Raw genomic sequence first — 16369 nt, 5'->3', positions numbered from 1 at the left:
TTCACCCGATCATGAAATACAGGACGGCGGCAAAACTGATGGCGCTGGCGAACTCCAGGAGTCCCGCGCCGGTATTGCGGTCTTGCGCGATTTCGCGATTGAGGTCATCCCGGCTGATCAGGACCTTGTCAAAGAACAGCCGCGCGCCAATCAGGTAGATGAACACGCCCAGGATGTTGATGCCGAGCCAGGACAGGTTGGCCGTCCAGCTGACGAAGTCGTCGTTCGTGGCGGCCATGATGACCAGGCTGATGGCGACCATGCTGCCGCCAAACCCCAGGCCCGCGGCGAGATTCGCGCCCGCGATCTCATCCTGGATACGGTAGGGGGTCAGCCACTCGTAAAGACGACTGAACAGCAGCAGCGCTATCTGGCCGATGGCGTAGAAGACCAGGGCCGTGATAACGCCGCCGCCTTCTCCGTGAATTGCTCCGGCGACGACAAACGCCGACGCCAGATAGTTGGCGCCCTGGACGACGCCGGCCGCCTTGTTGTGATCGTCACGGATGGCCACCGCGATAGAGAATTCGTGCAGGATGAAGCGGTCATTAAGGTAACGGGAGACCGTGAGCAGAACCAGGCCAAGACAGGTATAGCCGGCCACCACCGCCAGGTCCATCAGCCAGCCCTGGCTGGGCCCCAGGTAAGCACCGCAGAACAGCACGGTGAAGCCTGCGTAGTAGCCGGCGAGGCCACACGCCTGCGCGACGTTGTCGTTGCCGGTCAATTCACGGTCGATGTCGTAGGGCGTCAGCCAGCGCTTCAGGCCCTTGGCGACAACAAACAGGACAAGGAAAAGGGCCAGCATGCTGGCCCCCCGTCCCAGGTGTTGAAAGTCCATCTCCAACAGGTTCACGTTGTTCCTCCGAGACTGTAAATTCTGATCCGTTCAGGGTTGATGCGTTCGGTGAGGTAGGCGCGGCAATCGTCGCCCCAGCGCTCGATACCCAGGTCGTGGCGATCGTCGTCACCTTCGTAATCCCAGAACGTGACGTCCTCGGCCTGGTCCGGATCGCTCTCGCGCAGGAAGCAGGCCCGGCCCTGTTCCGAGAAACGGAAGGTGATGCCATCAACAACCAGGGTTTTCGCCGGCGCCTGATGGCCCGACAGCGAAGACGGCGTGAGGCCGAGCTCTTCCAGCGACAGGCGTTTCAGTGTGACGCTCGCTTCCAGTTCATCGTCGCGCTCGACATCCACCCAAACGGTGCCATGGCCCGCCTCACATTCCAGCTCGAACCAGGCGTAGCCGTCCTGACGGTAGGTGTGCCGGGCCCTGACCCGGACATCCTGTTCTTCGCGGTTCGGACCATGGGGTGGCAACTGCAGGACGCCACCCGGGCCGGCCTGCTCAATCGTTCCCGACCCCGGCGAGACCGGGGCTTCCGGGCCGGTCCGGGGTGTCCGGTCCGCTTGCCAGGTCCGGTAGCCAATCACGCCGAGGGCAATGAACCCGATAACCAATAGCAGGTTAACCACGACGACTCCTTAGGCTTTATCCGACCGGTTGCCGTCGTCGTTCAGACCCATTTCCTGTTTCAGTGTCTCCAGCGAGGCGGAACCGCCGGACGAACCCAGCGCCTGATCGATCTCGTCGTCCAGGCTGCGTGTGGGTTTGGCCATGTCACCGTAGGACTCGGCCAGCGCTTCCTCTTCCTCAACGCGGGTCCGCATTTTCTCGAGCGTGGCAATGGTCGAGGACGAGTCGATCTGGGCCATCTGCCGGTTGATCTTCTTGGTGGCGCTACTGACCTTGGCGCGGGCCTTGAGCGTCTTCAGCTCGTTCTCCCACTGGGTGATCTGGCTGCGCAGGTCCTGGATCCGGTACTCCAGGTCGGCCGCCATGCGATCGTACTTGTCGCGTTCGCCCTTAGCGCGCTCGGCATTCTGCTGGGCCTGTGTCTGCTGTTCCAGCGCGCGGCTGGCCAGCCGGTCGGCTTCTTCCTGTGTCAGCTCTCCCGAAGAGGCGCGCTGCAACAGACGCATGGCCTTGTGCTTGTAATCGTCGGCCTCGGCGCCGGCCTGTTCGGTCTCGCGCCGGCTGCGGATGGCGATGGCCTTGACCTCGGCCAGACTTTGCAGGCTGTTGTCCAAGTCCCCCTTGAGATCCCGGATGGCCTGCTCACTCATCTTGATGGGGTCTTCCATCTTGTCGATGGCGGCGTGCGCCTCGGCAGAGCCGAACTTGAAAAGACGTTTGAACAGGTTCATGCGACGTCACCTCCTTGGCGGGCGTAAGTAATCAACTGGTCAGCGTGTTCGGCCAGCATCAGGCTCAGGGCATTGATGGAGCCTTCCAGTTCGTTGAGGTCAATGTTTTCCAGCTGCAGCGTGTCCCGGAAAATCAGTGTGCGGCCGGATTCATCCAGGCACAGGGCGCCATGGACGGTTTCCCGGTTGATCTGCAGCAGGGTCCGCAGGCAGTCGGCGTCCGGCTGCGCAAGCTTTGCGATGACCTGCTCGATGACGAGGATGTCATCCTCGCAGTCGAGCACCAGGTTATGGATGCCGCTTGTCGGCGCCTCGACGATCAGCATCTGCTCATCGGCGTGTTCTTCCAGCACGGTCAGCGGCAACTGCTGGACCAGCGATTTAAGGGTATCGAATGAATGGCTCATATCGGGGCTCCTGATGATTGGATCCTGTGGCAGCGTATTGGCTCAGTCGGTCGCGCCGAGTGCTTCGCGAACATCGTACTCAGTGGGAATGCGATCCTCATGCACCATCATGATGAGGGCGCAGGCATCAAACCGGTGATCGGCGGCCGGGTGGCATTGCACGTGTCCGAGATCGTCCACGTACGCCAGCAGCGTTCCGAGTCCTTTTTCCATCAGCCGGCAGACGCTCGTTGACCAGGTTGCGTCGCTCAGAGGGATGTCAAAGCGGAGCGTGTGGTCGTCCTGGTGGGTAAACAGGTTCTCCAGGATTTTCTCGGCGCCGGGGGCGACGATGGAACGGACCAGAATTTCGGGATAGGCCCGCACCGGACGGATGGTGGTGTTGGCGCCGGCCCGTTCGAGGCGGGGCCGATTCCGCTCCTGGACACACTCGGCCACAGTGTAGGGCGGGTGGCCCTCGCACATTTCGGAAAGCTGCAACAGGACGTCCAGCGTGATGCTATCCGAAGCGCGCTTGTATTCATCGCCCGCCAGCACGATGATCGCTTTGGCGGCAGCGGGCGTTGTTGCGGCCAGTGCCTGTTGTTCGGAAGGGCTGCCGTGGTAATGGACAACGCCCATCTCCCTCAGTTGCGTGGGCAGTCCGTTCGGGAAAGCATCGGTCAGTAGCTGCACCGGCGCTTCAGAAAAACCGTCCGCGGCCCGGATCTGGCCCACCAGCCGTTCAAAGTACAGTGCCGCGTTGGCCTTTGGACTGTTGATGATAAGAATGTGATCGGACATGTCCCACCTCCACAAGCCTTTGATCATGTGATCTTTTCGTTTGATTCGAAAATCGATGTAGTCGCTCGCCAGCTCCGCCAGCAGTGTAATGCCCGCGATGTACAGCAGGAGTGTGGTGCAAAGGCGCCCCATGGCAGTAGACGCCGAAAGGTCGCCATAGCCGACGGTCGTCAGTGTGGTAACGGTCAGCCAGAGGGCATCGCCGATGGTGAGTTGCTCGAAATAGAGCATCGCCAGGACATGCAGGCCGGACAGGAGCGCCAGCCATCCGGCCGCACGTAATAACCGTGTCCGCATGTCATTCTGGAGGCGACGGGTGAAGCGGGTGTAAACGCGTCTTCGCTGGAACAGACGTAAAAACATAAGCGGTGCTGGCCCTTCCTGAGCCGGGAACTCCTGTCACTGCACGCAAGAAAGTCCGGATGTGGGGCCGGCGTGGCTGGCCGACAACACCCTGACTGGATTAAGGCGATCGCGACGCATACTACCCATTCTTGCGGGCGGGCGCCACACAAGCCGGAAGGTTCCGGGCTTGTGTGGCCCTTATGACAGGGCGGAAATGGCCAGATTCATGCCGTACCCTGCGACCACCAGAAAGCCAAACAGCAGACCGCCCAATAACAGCGGCCGTACCCCCGCCTGACGCACCGCCCCGATGTGGGTGCGCAGTCCCAGAGCGGTCATGGCCATGGTCAGCAGTACCGTATCCAGCGCAATCAAACCATTGACGAGCTCTGCCGGCACCACGTGGATTGAGTTGAGAGCGCTGACGGCCAGGAAAATGACCGCAAACCAGGGAATGCCCAGACCGGCTCTGGTTTGATCACCGTGTTGCTGGTGCCGCCGCAACCACTGGCCCAGCAACAACAGGAACGGCGCCAGCATCATCACCCGCAACATCTTTTCGATCACCGCGGTATTGCCGGCGGCCGGGCTGATGGCGTTGCCTGCCGCGACCACCTGCGCCACTTCATGGACGGTGGAACCCACATAAAGGCCGTACGCGTGCTCGGACAGGCCCAGCCAGGGGTAGATCGCCGGGTAGAGGAACATTCCCAGTGTTCCGAAGACGACGACCGTTGCCACAGCCACCGAGACCTTGTGCGACTGGGCGCGGACCACCGGTTCGGCCGCCATAATGGCCGCGGCCCCGCAGATCGAGCTGCCGGCGCCGATCAGGACAGCGGTTTCCCGATCCAGTCCCAGTAAGCGACGTCCCAGAAACAGGGCCAGCATGAACGTGAGCGTCAGCGTCGCCACGTCGGTCAAAACCCCGCTCCAGCCCACGGCGGCAATCGCCTGAAACGTGATGCGGAAGCCATAGAGGATAATCCCGAGCCTGAGCAGACTATTCTTGGAAAAGTCCACGCCGGCCGCGGTTTCGTGGGCAATGCGGGGAAAGACGGTGTTGCCCAGGACAATCCCGAGGACGACCCCGATAGTCAGCGGGCTGAGACCATGGGCCGCCACCCAGGGATTATGAGCCAGCCGCAGGCTGATCACAGCCACCGCCAGAACCAGGATCACGCCCAGTCGGAACTCGCGATGGCGAAGCCGGGGCAGGGGGTTGTGGGGTGTCGTCAGCAGGGCGTGTGTCAATCGACCCATCATGGCCGTGTCCTCCGAAGTGGTCTCGATGTGAAGGACACGGTAGGGTTTGCTTATAAATAAAACGAATATATAGTTTTCATTCTGGAATAACTTCAGGTTATGGCCATGAATCTGCACCTGCTACGCATCTTCTTCAACGTGGCCCGCGAGGGCAGTTTTTCGCGAGCGGCGGAGGCGCTGCACATCAGTCAGCCGGCCGTGTCCAAGGGCGTGCGCGAACTGGAGCATCAGCTGGATGTGGCTTTGGTTGAGCGTGCACAACGCCAGGGCGGCGCAAAATCGCGGGTGAAGCTGACGCCGATCGGCGAGGTGCTGTTCGAGCATGCCCGGGGCATTTTTGCCCTGGAGAAAGCGGCCATCGACGATATCCACGCCCGGGTTGGCCTGCGCAAGGGCGCGCTGGTGGTGGGGGCCAGCACGACGATTGCCGGCTACTGGCTGGGTCCTTACCTGGCGCTGTTTGCCGATGCCTGGCCGGACATCGCCATCGAAGTGCGGGCGGGCAATACGGAATCGGTCAGTCGCTGGCTGATTGACTGCGAAGTGGATGTGGCCCTGGTGGAGGGCGCCGTCGCCGACGAACGCCTGGAGAGTCGTCACTGGCAGCAGGATGCCCTGATCATTATCGGGCCGCCGGATTGGGCGCAGAGCCTGTCCGGATCGTCGTTGGACGCGTTGAACGGCGAACGCTGGGTCCTGCGTGAACCCGGATCCGGAACCCGGGAGGTAACCCGGCAGCTGATGGCGGATCTGAAGATCGCTCCGGCGTCCCTGATGGAAGCCGGCAGCAACGAAGCGATTGCCCGGTCGGTCGCCTGTGGCGCTGGTTTGGCGATTGTGCCACGGGTCGTGGCCGCCGACCTCCTGGAGCTCGGTCGCGTCACGTTGATCGAGCCGCCGGCGATGCCGGCCCTGTCTCGGCCCCTGTATCAATTGTTCCACCGGGACCGTCGCCTATCGCCCGCTGCGGGACGTTTCGTGGATTTCCTGGAAGGCTCAACGGCCGAGTCGTGACCGGTACGCATTGGGGGACAGCCCGGTGCTGTCCTTGAACAGCCGGGAAAAGGAACTGACGTCCTCATAGCCCACCGCCTGGGTAATTTGCTCCACCGAGCGTGCGGTGGTTTCCAGCAAGTGGCGGGCGGATTCGACTCGTAACAGCTGTAAATAGCGATGGGGTGTTTCGCCGGTCGCCGCCTTGAACCGGCGCAGCAGCGAGCGGGTGCTCAGTCCAGACTGATGCGCCATATCCTCCATGCTCAGCGGATGGGTAAAACGGCCATCGAGCCAGTCCTGTAACGCCAGGATGGTGTCGTCCTGATGATAACGCCGGGTCTGCAGAGCCGCATACGGCGCCTGGCTGCGTCGGCCTGCGTCCACCACAAACGCCTTGGCCAGTTCGCGGGCAACCTGTGCGCCGGCATAACGCTCGATCAGCAGGATGCCCAGATCCCACCAGGCGGTTCCGCCCCCGGCACAGGCAATCGGGCCATCCACCGTGACCAGCTGTTCCGGCACGCAATCCACGTTGGGGTAGCGTTGCCGGAACAGCGGGCTGAATCCCCAGTGAGTGGTGGCCTTACGCCCATCCAGCAGACCCGCTTCGGCCAGCAGGAAGGCGCCGGTACAGTTGCTGGCAATCGACTTGCCCTGATCGGCCTGCTGTCGCAGCCAGTCTAGCAGGGGGCCTGCCTGTTCCAGCGTCTCCTCGATCGGCCCACCAATGGTCGGCACCAGGATCAGATCCCCCGGGTCGGCATCGGCCAGGCTGCCGTGTGCAAGCAGCGCGATACCGTTCAGGCACTGGCAGGGACCGCCGTCCCCGGTCAGCAGGCGGACTTCAAAACGGCGTTCCGGACGTTCGCCCTGAATCCGCGCCCAGGTGACGCCGGCCAGTTGGAACAGGTCGATCATGCCGGTGATGGTGCTGGCAAGGGCGCCGGGAAAACCGACGATGGAGACACGCTGCATGTGGCTTGAGTCGCTCTCGGATAGGATTGGCGATTTTCGCCAAGATTGTGTCAGAAATGACGGTTTTCACCAATGCCGGGGTGTGACACCCTTTGCGCTATTTCCCAACAAAGGCAACAACCACCATGACCGATACGCTGATTAACCGACGCGATCTGGACTTCCTGCTGTACGACGTGATGGATACGGCGTCCCTGAGTGAGCGGGAACGGTTCAATGAGCATTCCCGCGAGACCTTTGACGCGGTCATCGAAACCGCCGATCGCATGGCCCGGGAAAAGTTCGCGCCGCACAACAGCCAGGCGGACAAGGAAGAGCCCCGGTTCGTGAACGGGCAGGTGGAGATGTTGCCGGAAGTGAAAGAGGCGTTTAAGGCCTACGCCGAAGCCGGCTTCATTGCCGGACGTTTCGATTATGACCTGGGCGGGATGCAGCTGCCGGAGTCGGTGATGGCCGCCTGCAACGGCTTCTTTACGGCCGCCAACCCGGGCACCGCGGGTTACCCCTTCCTGACCACCGCCGCCGCCAACCTGATCAAGGTGTTTGGCTCGGAGGAACAGAAGGCGAAATACCTGCCGCCGATGCTGGATGGCCGCTACACCGGCACCATGGCCCTGACCGAGCCTCATGCCGGATCGTCCCTGAGCGATATCCGCACCACCGCATCCCCGACCGACGACGGCCACTACCTGATCAAGGGCGCCAAGATATACATCTCCGGCGGTGAGCAGTCCATCAGCGACAACATCGTTCACCTGGTGCTCGCCAAGATCAAGGGCGCGCCTCCGGGCGTCAAGGGCATCTCGCTGTTCATCGTGCCCAAATTCCTGACCGACGATCAGGGTGACGTGACCGGTCGCAACGGCGTGGCGCTGGCGGGTCTGATTCACAAGCTGGGTTATCGCGGGACCACGTCCACCGCGCTGAGCTTTGGCGACGATGCGCCCTGTCACGGCTATCTGGTGGGCGAGGCGCACCAGGGCCTGAAGTACATGTTCCAGATGATGAACGAAGCCCGGCTGGGTGTGGGCTTTGGGGCGGCGGTGATTGGCTATCGTGGTTACCTGCACAGCCTGGAGTACGCGAAGGATCGGCTGCAGGGCCGCAAACCGTCCGATCCCGATCCCACCAAACCGCCGGTGCCGATCATCGAACACGCCGACGTGCGCCGCATGCTGCTGGCCCAGAAAGCCTATGTCGAGGGTGGGCTGGCACTGTGCCTGTATGGCGCGCGCCTGGTGGATGACCAGAACTCCCACCCGGATGCCACGGCTCGCGAGGAAGCCGGCAAGTTGCTCGACCTGCTGACCCCGGTTATGAAGGCCTGGCCGTCGGAATACGGGCCCAAGGCCAATGATCTGGCGATCCAGGTCTACGGCGGCGCCGGCTACACCCGGGAGTACCCGGTCGAGCAGTGCTGGCGGGATAACCGTCTCAACCCGATCCATGAGGGCACCAACGGCATCCAGGCGCTGGATCTGCTTGGCCGCAAGATCTGGCAGGATCGAAGCCACGGACTGCAGCTGATGATGCAGCGTCTTCAGGTGGACCTGGAAGCGGCCACCACCTCGCGCTGCCAGCAGTGGGCGCTGTCGCTGAGCGAGACTCTGCAGCGGGCGGTGAAAGTGACCCAGGATCTGGGCGCGGCCCTGCAAAAGGAAAGCCCGGATCGTGTGCTGGCCAACGCGTCCTGTTACCTGCACCTGTTTGGCCATATCTCCGTGGCCTGGATGTGGCTGCGCCAGGCCAACGTGGCGGAAGCCCGTCTGGCAGAACCCGGCATCACCGAAGCGGACCGCAACTTCCTGGAAGGGAAGCTGCAGGCGGCCCAGTACTTCTTCCACTGGGAGTTGCCGACCGTCGCCCAGGACATCGTGCTGCTGCAGAATCGCGACGATACCTGCCTGGAAATGCGCGGGGAATGGTTCTGAGCATCGGGTGATCCCGAGCCGCCGACCGCCCGGTTGGCTAAAAGTGCCATCCTGAACCAGACTGAAAGGTGTCCATTTGGACATCTTTCAGCATGTTCCCCGAGTCCTGGTCTGGATGAGAATGCTCCATGAGCCATGCCTACAAACCGATCGATTGTGCCTTCCACGATGCCTTGCTTGAGGCGGCCACCCTGCGTCGTCTGGTCGAGATTGTGTTCCGGGATGAAGCCGGGCAGATACAAACGTTCCATGACCGTATCCGGGACGTCTTTACCCGGGCGGGAGAAGAGTTCCTGGTGCTTGAGCGCGGTCAGATGATCCGGCTTGATCACCTGCTCCTTGTGGATGGACGCCCCGCCAACGGCGTCTGAAACCGCGGCGCTTCCCTCTTGAATTTTCGGGCGCCTTTCGGCGTTCTCCGACGGTCTCCGTAACGGCCGATCGGGGCGTCATATCTTTCCTAACGTTTTGTCATAGTTAAAAAAAGCGTAATCGTCCGTTTATTGTGCTGACGTGCCGCTGGCCCCTACACTGCACGGGCAGTCAAACGATCGTTTGGAATCCAAATTTTTGCTGAGGGAAAGCAATATGAAGAAGCTGATCGCAGGTACGTTTGCCGTCATCATGGGCCTGACACTGGCCGGTTGCAGTGATGATGATTCGGCCGCTGAGAACATGCAGGAATCCGCAGAACAGGCCGCCGATAACGCTGGCGATATGATGGACGATGCCGGCGATTCCATGGAAGAAACCTATGAAGACGCGACTGGCCAGAGCGACAGTGCGTGGGAAAACACCAAGGAAGGTGCTGAGGAAGCCGGTGAAGCCGTTGAAAACGCGGCTGAAGACACCGCGGACGCTGCTGAAGAAGGCTACGACGACACCAAGGATGCCATGAGCAACTGATCCGGCCGTGTCGCTTGCGGGATGGTCTCCCCGGTGCTTTGATGGCAGCAATGCCAAAAGGAGATGCACCATGGCGACCATCCCGGTTGTTTTGCGCAGACGATCAGTCACAACCGATCGTCTGCCAGGAATCCTGCTGGCGCTCGTCCTGACTGCGCTGGCGGGCTGTTCCCTCCAACCTTTACCCCCCATGGCTCTGGATAAGGGCGCCCAACCGGTCCCCGAAACGGCACGGACGTTTGCAACCGAAACCCGACCGGCTCCCGGCCGCAGTCGTCTGCTGGATCGTGTCGAAAGTGAGGTCCTGCGACAGATGCAGGCGCTGGGATATCGACCGGCCGACAAAGTGCCGGACTTGCGGGTGGGGATTCGCATCGATCGCACCGATGCCATCATACCGGTTATGGACACCGTCGAATCCGGGCGCCTGACCCTGGTGCTCTACAGCGGAGACGAGGTGCTTCGCACCGGCCGCTCTCCCAATCTCAACAGCATTGACCTGGACTTCATGAGCGACGACGAAATCGCCGCGCGCGTCAGCCTGTTCCTGGCCGGGATACAATCTGTTGCACCGGTCCCTGCAAAAAACAACTAAAGTACAAGTGACCTCCTGTGCCGTGTTGGTAGGCTTGGAGCAACGTCAAGAACAATAAACTGGATCGCAATCTGAGAGCGATTCGCTGTATTCAGAGGCTGGGGTTCCATGAAACTGATTGGTCGTCCGGCGGTGGTTCTCGCACTGCTCGCTGTTGTTTTGCTGGCGCTTGCCGGCTATTTCACAGGACTGGATCTGACGGCGTTGCTGATCGGCCTGATCCTGGGATTGTCGGTCGCTACGCTGATCATCGTGGTGCGGGTGCTGGACCCGCTGGAACAGGGCCTGGCTCGTCTGGAAGCCGGCGAAACACCGGCGCCGCAAAATCCGGTTGCGCGGCTTTGCCCCTCGCTGATGGGGCGCGGGAGTGGCGGTGAGCTGATTCGTTCGTTGACCGCCGGTGCGGATGCCAATGCCATCTCCGCGGCGGAAGTGTCCTTTGCCGCCGACCATCTGAAGGCCCGCCTCGACCGTCAGGTGGAGGAAACCGGCCAGATGGCGGATTACGCCGGCCAGATCACCGCCACCGTCAAGCAATCCGCCGAGCAGGCCTCCCAGGCCGCGAGCATGTCCCGCCAGGTCAGTGACCTGAGCGCCCGTGGGCGGGAGGCGTTGTCCGGCGCCATCGACGAGGTGCGTCGGGTGCACGAGCAGTCCGCCGAGACCCTGCGCCAGATCCAGGAACTGAATGACAAATCGGAAAAGATCCAGGGCGTGACCAGCGTGATTCAGGGGATCGCCGAGCAGACCAACCTCCTCGCCCTGAACGCTGCCATAGAAGCGGCCCGGGCCGGCGATCAGGGCCGCGGCTTCGCCGTGGTGGCAGATGAAGTCCGTCAGCTGGCCGGTCGCACGTCACAGGCCACAGATGAGGTGGCCGAGACTCTGCAGGCCATCCGTGTCGACACCGGTTTGATCGTGCAACAGATCGAGAACCTGGCGCAAAGCATCGAAAATGGACTGGAGTCGGTGGAGAACGTTGGCGAACGTCTGAATGAAATCCGCGCCCAGACCGAGCAGGTAGAACAGCAGGTGGCCAGTATTGCCGAAGGCGACCAGCATAACGAAGAAAGCCTGCAGCAGATGTTCCAGGCTATCGAAACGCTGCGGGACGAAATGACAGAAAGCGATACGGCCGTGCAGGGGCTGGCGCAGCAGGCGTCACGCCTGATGGACATCGCCGAGAACGCCAACGCCGCGTTTGCCCTGAACAGTGACGAGAGCTACCACCGCCAATTCTACGAGAAAGCCCGCGAAGGGGCTGATCGTATTGGCGAGTTGTTCGAGCAGGCTCTGAAAGACGGTTCGCTGACCGAATCCCAGTTATTCGACAGCCGGCGGGAGCCTATCCCCAACACCGATCCCCAGAAATACCACTGCGGGTTCGATCGCTTTACCGATCGTCACCTTCACGCCATTCAAGAGCCGGTCAAGCAGGCTCATGAATCGCTGGTGTTTGCCATCGCTACGGCGCCGGATGGTTATGTACCCACGCATAACCGTGACTTCGCCCACGAACCGACCGGAAAACCCAGCGTCGATCTGGTGAAGAGCCGCAGCAAACGCCTGTTCAACGACCGGACCGGCGCCCGGTGCGGCAGTCACACCCAGGACATGCTGCTGCAAACCTACCGACGCGATACCGGAGAGATCATGCACGATCTCTCCGTCCCCATCTACGTCAAGGGGCGCCACTGGGGCGGTTTCCGGTTGGGCTACCGGCCTCGCGAACAGCACTAACGGGGATGACCTGGCTGCAGCAGGCGCTGCGCGGCCATCTCGATGCGACGGGTCAGGCGCTCCATGAAATCTCCGCCGTGGCGCCAGTAATGCCAGTAGAGGGGCACCGTCACGGTCGTGCCGGGTGAGAGGTCCACCAGCGCGCCTTCCGGGACTTTCAGCGTCGTGTCGTGGTTGCTCATCATGTTGTCGGGGATCATCCCGTAGCCCATGCCGGCCATGGCGAGGCGAATAAAGCCTTCCGAAGACGGGCACAGGTGATAGGGGAAGCGGCCGTGATAGCCGCACTCGGCCAGGAAGCGGTGCTGCAATTGATCGTGGGGGCCGAAGACGATGGCCGGCGCTTCCTTGAAAGCGGCGGCAGTGAGGCCGTCCGGGAAGTAGCGGCGGACGTAGTCGTCTCTGGCCCAGGCTCGATAGGGCACATCGCCCAGCGCAATGCAGCGCCCGCCGGCCACCGGCTGGTCGCTGCTGCACAAACAGGCGGCCACATCCCCCTCGCGCATTCGGCGCAAGCCCACATCCTGGTCTTCCACCACCATATCGAGCAGCAGCCCCTCCTCCTGGCAGAAGGCGCCGACGGCCTCTCCCCACCAGGTGGCCAGGCTGTCGGCGTTCAGGGCAATGCGCAGGCGGGTGCGATCCTCCGACAGTTCCGGAATCTGGCGACGCAGGTCGCGTTCGAGTAACTGCACCTGCTGGGCATGGTTGAGCAAGCGCCGGCCGGCGGGCGTGGCCTGCAGGTGCGGGTGGCGGGTCAGTACCGGCTGTCCCAGACGGGATTCGAGCAGCTTGATGCGCTGGGACACCGCCGATTGGGACAGTCCCAGGGCAATGCCGGCCCGTTCAAAACCGCCGGTTTCAACCACGGTAATCAGTGCTTCCAGAAGTTTGTAGTCGAGCATAAGTAAAAATGATGCAGTATTAGCAATATGATTTTTTAGTATAGCGGCATTCGATTAGCCTTGCTCTGCAACTCAAGGAGAATGTGCCATGTTACAGAGCTACCTCACCGGCCTCGTCGTATGCGGCGGCATCATCATCGCCATCGGTGCCCAGAATGCCTATTTGTTGGGGCAGGCGTTCCGACGTGAGCATCACTGGTCGGCGGCAGCCCTTTGCATGGGGTCGGATGTGGCGTTGTTCACCCTCGGCATGCTGGGCGTCAGTGCGGCGCTGATCGCCTTTCCGTCGGCGCTGGATGTCATGCGCTGGGCGGGCGTGGCCTTCCTGCTGTGGCTGTCGTTCACCGCATTTGTCCGGGCGGTGCAGGGGCGTGGCGGACTGACCGCTGAGGAAACCCGGCGCCGGAGTCTCGGCGCGGTGTTGATGACCACGCTGGCGGTGACCCTGCTGAACCCGCAGGTCTATCTGGATACGCTGCTGCTGATTCCTTCAGTGGGCGCCCAGCAACCGGAACCGGTAGGCTTTGTGGCGGGCGCCTCCAGTGCCTCGATTCTGTGGTTTGCACTGCTGGCATGGGGCGGCTCGGCTTTGGCGCCCGTGCTGGCCCGGCCGATGGCCTGGCGGGTGATCGACAGTGTGATTTCGCTGATGATGCTCGCCATCGCGCTGCACCTGATTTTCAACGGCATCGAACTGCCGGCGACGGGGTCAACTGTCTGACGGATTCCTCTATACTGCGGGAAAACCGGAACCCAGAGGTATCGAACGTGACCGACTCCGATTTCCGACCCGCCGACGCCGACCCTGTCGCACGTCGGGGCGACTCTGGCCGGAATTTGGCCGTGACCGTCTATATCCTCCAGGCCCTGTCGTTTTTCGTGGGCGGCATCAGCGGCCTGGTGGGCGTCATCATCAACTACGTGAAAATGGATGATGTCACACAGACCTGGGTGGAGCCGCACTTCCGCTGGCAGATCAAGACGTTCTGGATCGGCTTGGCAGGTATGCTGATCGGCGCGATCACCCTGCCGATCATAATAGGCTGGTTCATCCTGCTGGTGATTCCTATCTGGGTGATCTACCGCATCGTCAAGGGGGCTTTGGCGCTCAACGACGGCAAGGCGCCCTGACGCATCTTACCGATGGTTGCTCAGCGCGCGATCGGAGCACCTAGGCTCCGATCTGCAGGGTCTGGGACAGGATGTGAGCCTCCATGCAAATCGCACAGTTCTGCTTGTCGCAGCTTTCGGGGTCATGGATGTCCATGCCGTGACGCTGGGTGCCATGCTCGCGTCGCAGGACGCCCTGGAATTGTCGGATATGGCGGTTTAAAGCCGCGGATGCATCGTCCCGGTTGGTGAACGGGCCCAGATCGATATTCTCCCGAGTGCGGACATACCAGCCGAGGAGCGTGTGCAGGAAACGTTCGCTGCGCAGGGGGGTAAGAACCTGTTCGTTAACCGACATGCCGACCTCGCTTTGCTGATCCATTTGTTATCGTCTTATTCCCGGGCACCTGATGTCGGAGGGGGCCGTCCGGCTACATCACCGATCCTTCCTGTCAGGGACGTCGCTGATTCGCGGATCGCTTCCCTGAGATGGCAGGCGCCCTACCTATCATCAACAACGTCGTGTTTTATGAATTGGCAGGTGTGACAAACGTCACATTTTTCTCGGTCAATTTACAATTCAACGTTGCCGGGTACGTCCGTTCGAACCCACCGGTTACATTTCTCCCCGCTTTTATCTCCCTGAATACGCACCCAAAGCGACGGCTTGATCGCAATGATAGCGAATAGAGTCAATCATTTAGCGGTTTTTGGACGGGTTTTCCAGATTTAATCCAGCGATCCGAAAAATTTGACAATATTTTACGTTTTAAGTTTTTGGTAATTTTGTACCAAAAAGTTACATTTTGTCAGGCAATTAGACATTCCTGCACACCGAACCTGACTTTGATGCCGGCGCAGGTGGTCACATGTGTCATGGCGAATCCGTGCAGACGTTCACTATTTTGCACAACAAGTGCTCACGGATAACCGCTCTCACCGGGGCCGCACCCGTGAACACGAAGAGGCCAGCAGTTGCCTCTTCCACAAGAAGACAGGCAACGGCTTTCGGCCACCGCCACAAGCGGTCGGCGGAACGGACTCTCAGAAACGTGCTCTCACGACCGGGTTTGGTCAGTGAGGGGCACCCGACAACAAAAGGGATGAGCCGATGAGACGTCGAATAACTGAAGTACTTGCATGTAGCGTGTTGTGTTCTCTGTTGCCCGGTGGCGCCTTGTTGGCTGCACCGGCGTCCTCTGACGATGGCCATCGTCAGGAATTTTCCATCCAGGGTGTCTATGTCATCGCCGATGACGACCGGACCGACGAGTACGGCTCGGGGGTGCGTGCGACCTATGGTTTCCAGTTGGACAAACAGCTCTGGCTCGAGCCGCATCTGTTCGCCAACGTGATCGAGACCGGCGACGAGGTGGGTGTCGATGCCTATCAGCAGGGTTTGGGAGCGGACGTGTCCTACCGCTTCCTGACCGACAGCGATCTGGATCCGTTTGTCTTTGCCGGCGGTGGTCTTTCCCGTAACGACGTGGATGGCAACTCCGCCAGTGAGTTTGGTGGGTTCGCCAATGTCGGGGTGGGAGTGCTCAGCCCGGCCTTCACCGATAGCGGACTGCGGGTAAGGGCAGACGCCCGCTACCTGTACGACACCTACGATGACGACTTCCAGGATATTCACCTGTCACTGGGGATCACCATTCCCATTGGCGCCGTCCGCGAGCGCGTTGTCGAGAAAACCGTGGTGGTGGAAAAGACCCGGGTAAAAGAACTGGCGGATTCGGATGGTGACGGCGTTGTCGATGGTGTCGACCAGTGTCCGAACACCCTGAGCGGTCTCGATGTGAATGCCGTGGGTTGTGTGGACTCCGGCCAGACCCAGACCGTCGTGCTCAAGGGCGTAACCTTCGAATTCAACTCCGACCGATTGACCGCCAATGCCCGGGACATCCTCCAGCGCGCTGCCGGCGCCCTCAAAGGACAGCCGGACCTGCGCGTCGAGTTGGCGGGCCACACCGATAACGTGGGTGCTGCCGCCTACAACCAGTCGCTGTCCCAGAACCGCGCCGAGGCCGTCCGGGACTACCTGATCGACCAGGGCGTCCAGGCCGACCAGGTGACGGCCAAAGGGTATGGCGAATCACGACCACTGATGTCGAACGACACCGAGGAAGGCCGCGAGCGCAACCGCCGGGTCGAGTTCAATGTGATTTCCGGAACTCAGCAGAGCGACAGGGAGATGTAACC

18 protein-coding genes are annotated in these 16369 nt (G+C 61.3%); 9 read left to right on the top strand and 9 right to left on the bottom strand.

Annotated elements, in window-relative coordinates; translation table 11 throughout:
* Nucleotide 1: 1 nt before the first annotated feature.
* From J3364_RS07025 to J3364_RS07000, 6 genes are all read right to left on the bottom strand, one after another.
* Nucleotides 2-841 carry a DUF350 domain-containing protein gene (locus J3364_RS07025; RefSeq protein WP_502882488.1) on the bottom strand — a complete coding sequence of 280 codons (840 nt, stop codon included), beginning with the start codon at nt 839-841 and terminating at the stop codon, nt 2-4.
* Nucleotides 842-852: 11 nt separating this feature from the next.
* Nucleotides 853-1476, bottom strand: a complete 624-nt coding sequence (locus J3364_RS07020; RefSeq protein ID WP_349557653.1) for a DUF4178 domain-containing protein — start codon at nt 1474-1476, stop codon at nt 853-855.
* A gap of 9 nt (nt 1477-1485) precedes the next feature.
* On the bottom strand, nt 1486-2208 hold the full coding sequence (locus J3364_RS07015) for a PspA/IM30 family protein (RefSeq protein WP_349557652.1): 723 nt from the start codon (nt 2206-2208) through the stop codon (nt 1486-1488).
* Nucleotides 2205-2615, bottom strand: coding sequence for a YbjN domain-containing protein (locus tag J3364_RS07010; RefSeq protein ID WP_349557651.1), 411 nt, complete (start codon nt 2613-2615; stop codon nt 2205-2207). The genes J3364_RS07015 and J3364_RS07010 overlap by 4 nt, the downstream gene beginning before the upstream one ends.
* A gap of 42 nt (nt 2616-2657) precedes the next feature.
* Nucleotides 2658-3761, bottom strand: coding sequence for an ion channel (locus tag J3364_RS07005; protein WP_349557650.1), 1104 nt, complete (start codon nt 3759-3761; stop codon nt 2658-2660).
* 180 nt (nt 3762-3941) lie between these two features.
* Nucleotides 3942-5006 (bottom strand): YeiH family protein, encoded by a 1065-nt coding sequence (locus J3364_RS07000; RefSeq protein WP_349557649.1) that lies wholly within the window; start codon nt 5004-5006, stop codon nt 3942-3944.
* Between the two features lie 102 nt (nt 5007-5108).
* On the opposite strand from J3364_RS07000, the gene J3364_RS06995 reads away from it, so the two are divergent.
* The gene (locus tag J3364_RS06995; RefSeq protein WP_349557648.1) at nt 5109-6023 is read left to right on the top strand and encodes a LysR substrate-binding domain-containing protein; all 915 of its coding nucleotides are present in this window, start codon (nt 5109-5111) and stop codon (nt 6021-6023) included.
* On the opposite strand, the gene J3364_RS06990 is transcribed toward J3364_RS06995, so the two are convergent.
* Nucleotides 6006-6980, bottom strand: a complete 975-nt coding sequence (locus J3364_RS06990; RefSeq protein WP_349557647.1) for a GlxA family transcriptional regulator — start codon at nt 6978-6980, stop codon at nt 6006-6008. The two genes, J3364_RS06995 and J3364_RS06990, sit on opposite strands and share 18 nt — an antisense overlap.
* Nucleotides 6981-7105: 125 nt before the next feature.
* Here J3364_RS06990 and J3364_RS06985 point away from each other — a divergent pair, with 125 nt between their 5' ends.
* The 5 genes from J3364_RS06985 (at nt 7106) to J3364_RS06965 (ending at nt 12152) form a co-directional block, all read left to right on the top strand.
* Nucleotides 7106-8911, top strand: coding sequence for an acyl-CoA dehydrogenase (locus tag J3364_RS06985; RefSeq protein ID WP_349557646.1), 1806 nt, complete (start codon nt 7106-7108; stop codon nt 8909-8911).
* Between the two features lie 128 nt (nt 8912-9039).
* On the top strand, nt 9040-9282 hold the full coding sequence (locus tag J3364_RS06980; protein ID WP_123632735.1) for a hypothetical protein: 243 nt from the start codon (nt 9040-9042) through the stop codon (nt 9280-9282).
* 217 nt (nt 9283-9499) lie between these two features.
* Entirely contained in the window at nt 9500-9817 is a 318-nt protein-coding gene (locus J3364_RS06975) for a hypothetical protein (protein WP_123632734.1), read from the top strand.
* Nucleotides 9818-9887: 70 nt separating this feature from the next.
* Nucleotides 9888-10412, top strand: a complete 525-nt coding sequence (locus tag J3364_RS06970; RefSeq protein ID WP_349557645.1) for a hypothetical protein — start codon at nt 9888-9890, stop codon at nt 10410-10412.
* Nucleotides 10413-10520: 108 nt separating this feature from the next.
* Nucleotides 10521-12152 carry a methyl-accepting chemotaxis protein gene (locus tag J3364_RS06965; protein ID WP_349557644.1) on the top strand — a complete coding sequence of 544 codons (1632 nt, stop codon included), beginning with the start codon at nt 10521-10523 and terminating at the stop codon, nt 12150-12152.
* Here J3364_RS06965 and J3364_RS06960 read toward each other — a convergent pair.
* The gene (locus J3364_RS06960; protein ID WP_349557643.1) at nt 12149-13057 is read right to left on the bottom strand and encodes a LysR family transcriptional regulator ArgP; all 909 of its coding nucleotides are present in this window, start codon (nt 13055-13057) and stop codon (nt 12149-12151) included. The genes J3364_RS06965 and J3364_RS06960 overlap by 4 nt on opposite strands.
* Nucleotides 13058-13145: 88 nt before the next feature.
* Between J3364_RS06960 and J3364_RS06955 the strand changes: the two genes are divergently transcribed.
* Together J3364_RS06955 and J3364_RS06950 are read left to right on the top strand one after the other, a co-directional pair.
* Nucleotides 13146-13778, top strand: coding sequence for a LysE/ArgO family amino acid transporter (locus J3364_RS06955; RefSeq protein ID WP_349557642.1), 633 nt, complete (start codon nt 13146-13148; stop codon nt 13776-13778).
* Between the two features lie 122 nt (nt 13779-13900).
* Nucleotides 13901-14188, top strand: coding sequence for a DUF4870 family protein (locus tag J3364_RS06950; RefSeq protein WP_349557641.1), 288 nt, complete (start codon nt 13901-13903; stop codon nt 14186-14188).
* Between the two features lie 40 nt (nt 14189-14228).
* On the opposite strand, the gene J3364_RS06945 is transcribed toward J3364_RS06950, so the two are convergent.
* Nucleotides 14229-14549: a DUF6316 family protein gene (locus tag J3364_RS06945; RefSeq protein ID WP_349557640.1), complete on the bottom strand. Its 321-nt coding sequence runs from the start codon at nt 14547-14549 to the stop codon at nt 14229-14231.
* A gap of 729 nt (nt 14550-15278) precedes the next feature.
* Between J3364_RS06945 and J3364_RS06940 the strand changes: the two genes are divergently transcribed.
* Nucleotides 15279-16367 (top strand): OmpA family protein, encoded by a 1089-nt coding sequence (locus J3364_RS06940; RefSeq protein WP_502882484.1) that lies wholly within the window; start codon nt 15279-15281, stop codon nt 16365-16367.
* The last annotated feature ends 2 nt before the right edge of the window (nt 16368-16369 follow it).

The organism is Marinobacter sp. NFXS9, from assembly GCF_040148665.1.
Lineage (GTDB): Bacteria > Pseudomonadota > Gammaproteobacteria > Pseudomonadales > Oleiphilaceae > Marinobacter_A > Marinobacter_A mangrovi.
The sequence above is the reverse complement of the archived record's forward strand: the minus strand, read 5'-3'. Positions and strand labels throughout refer to the sequence as shown.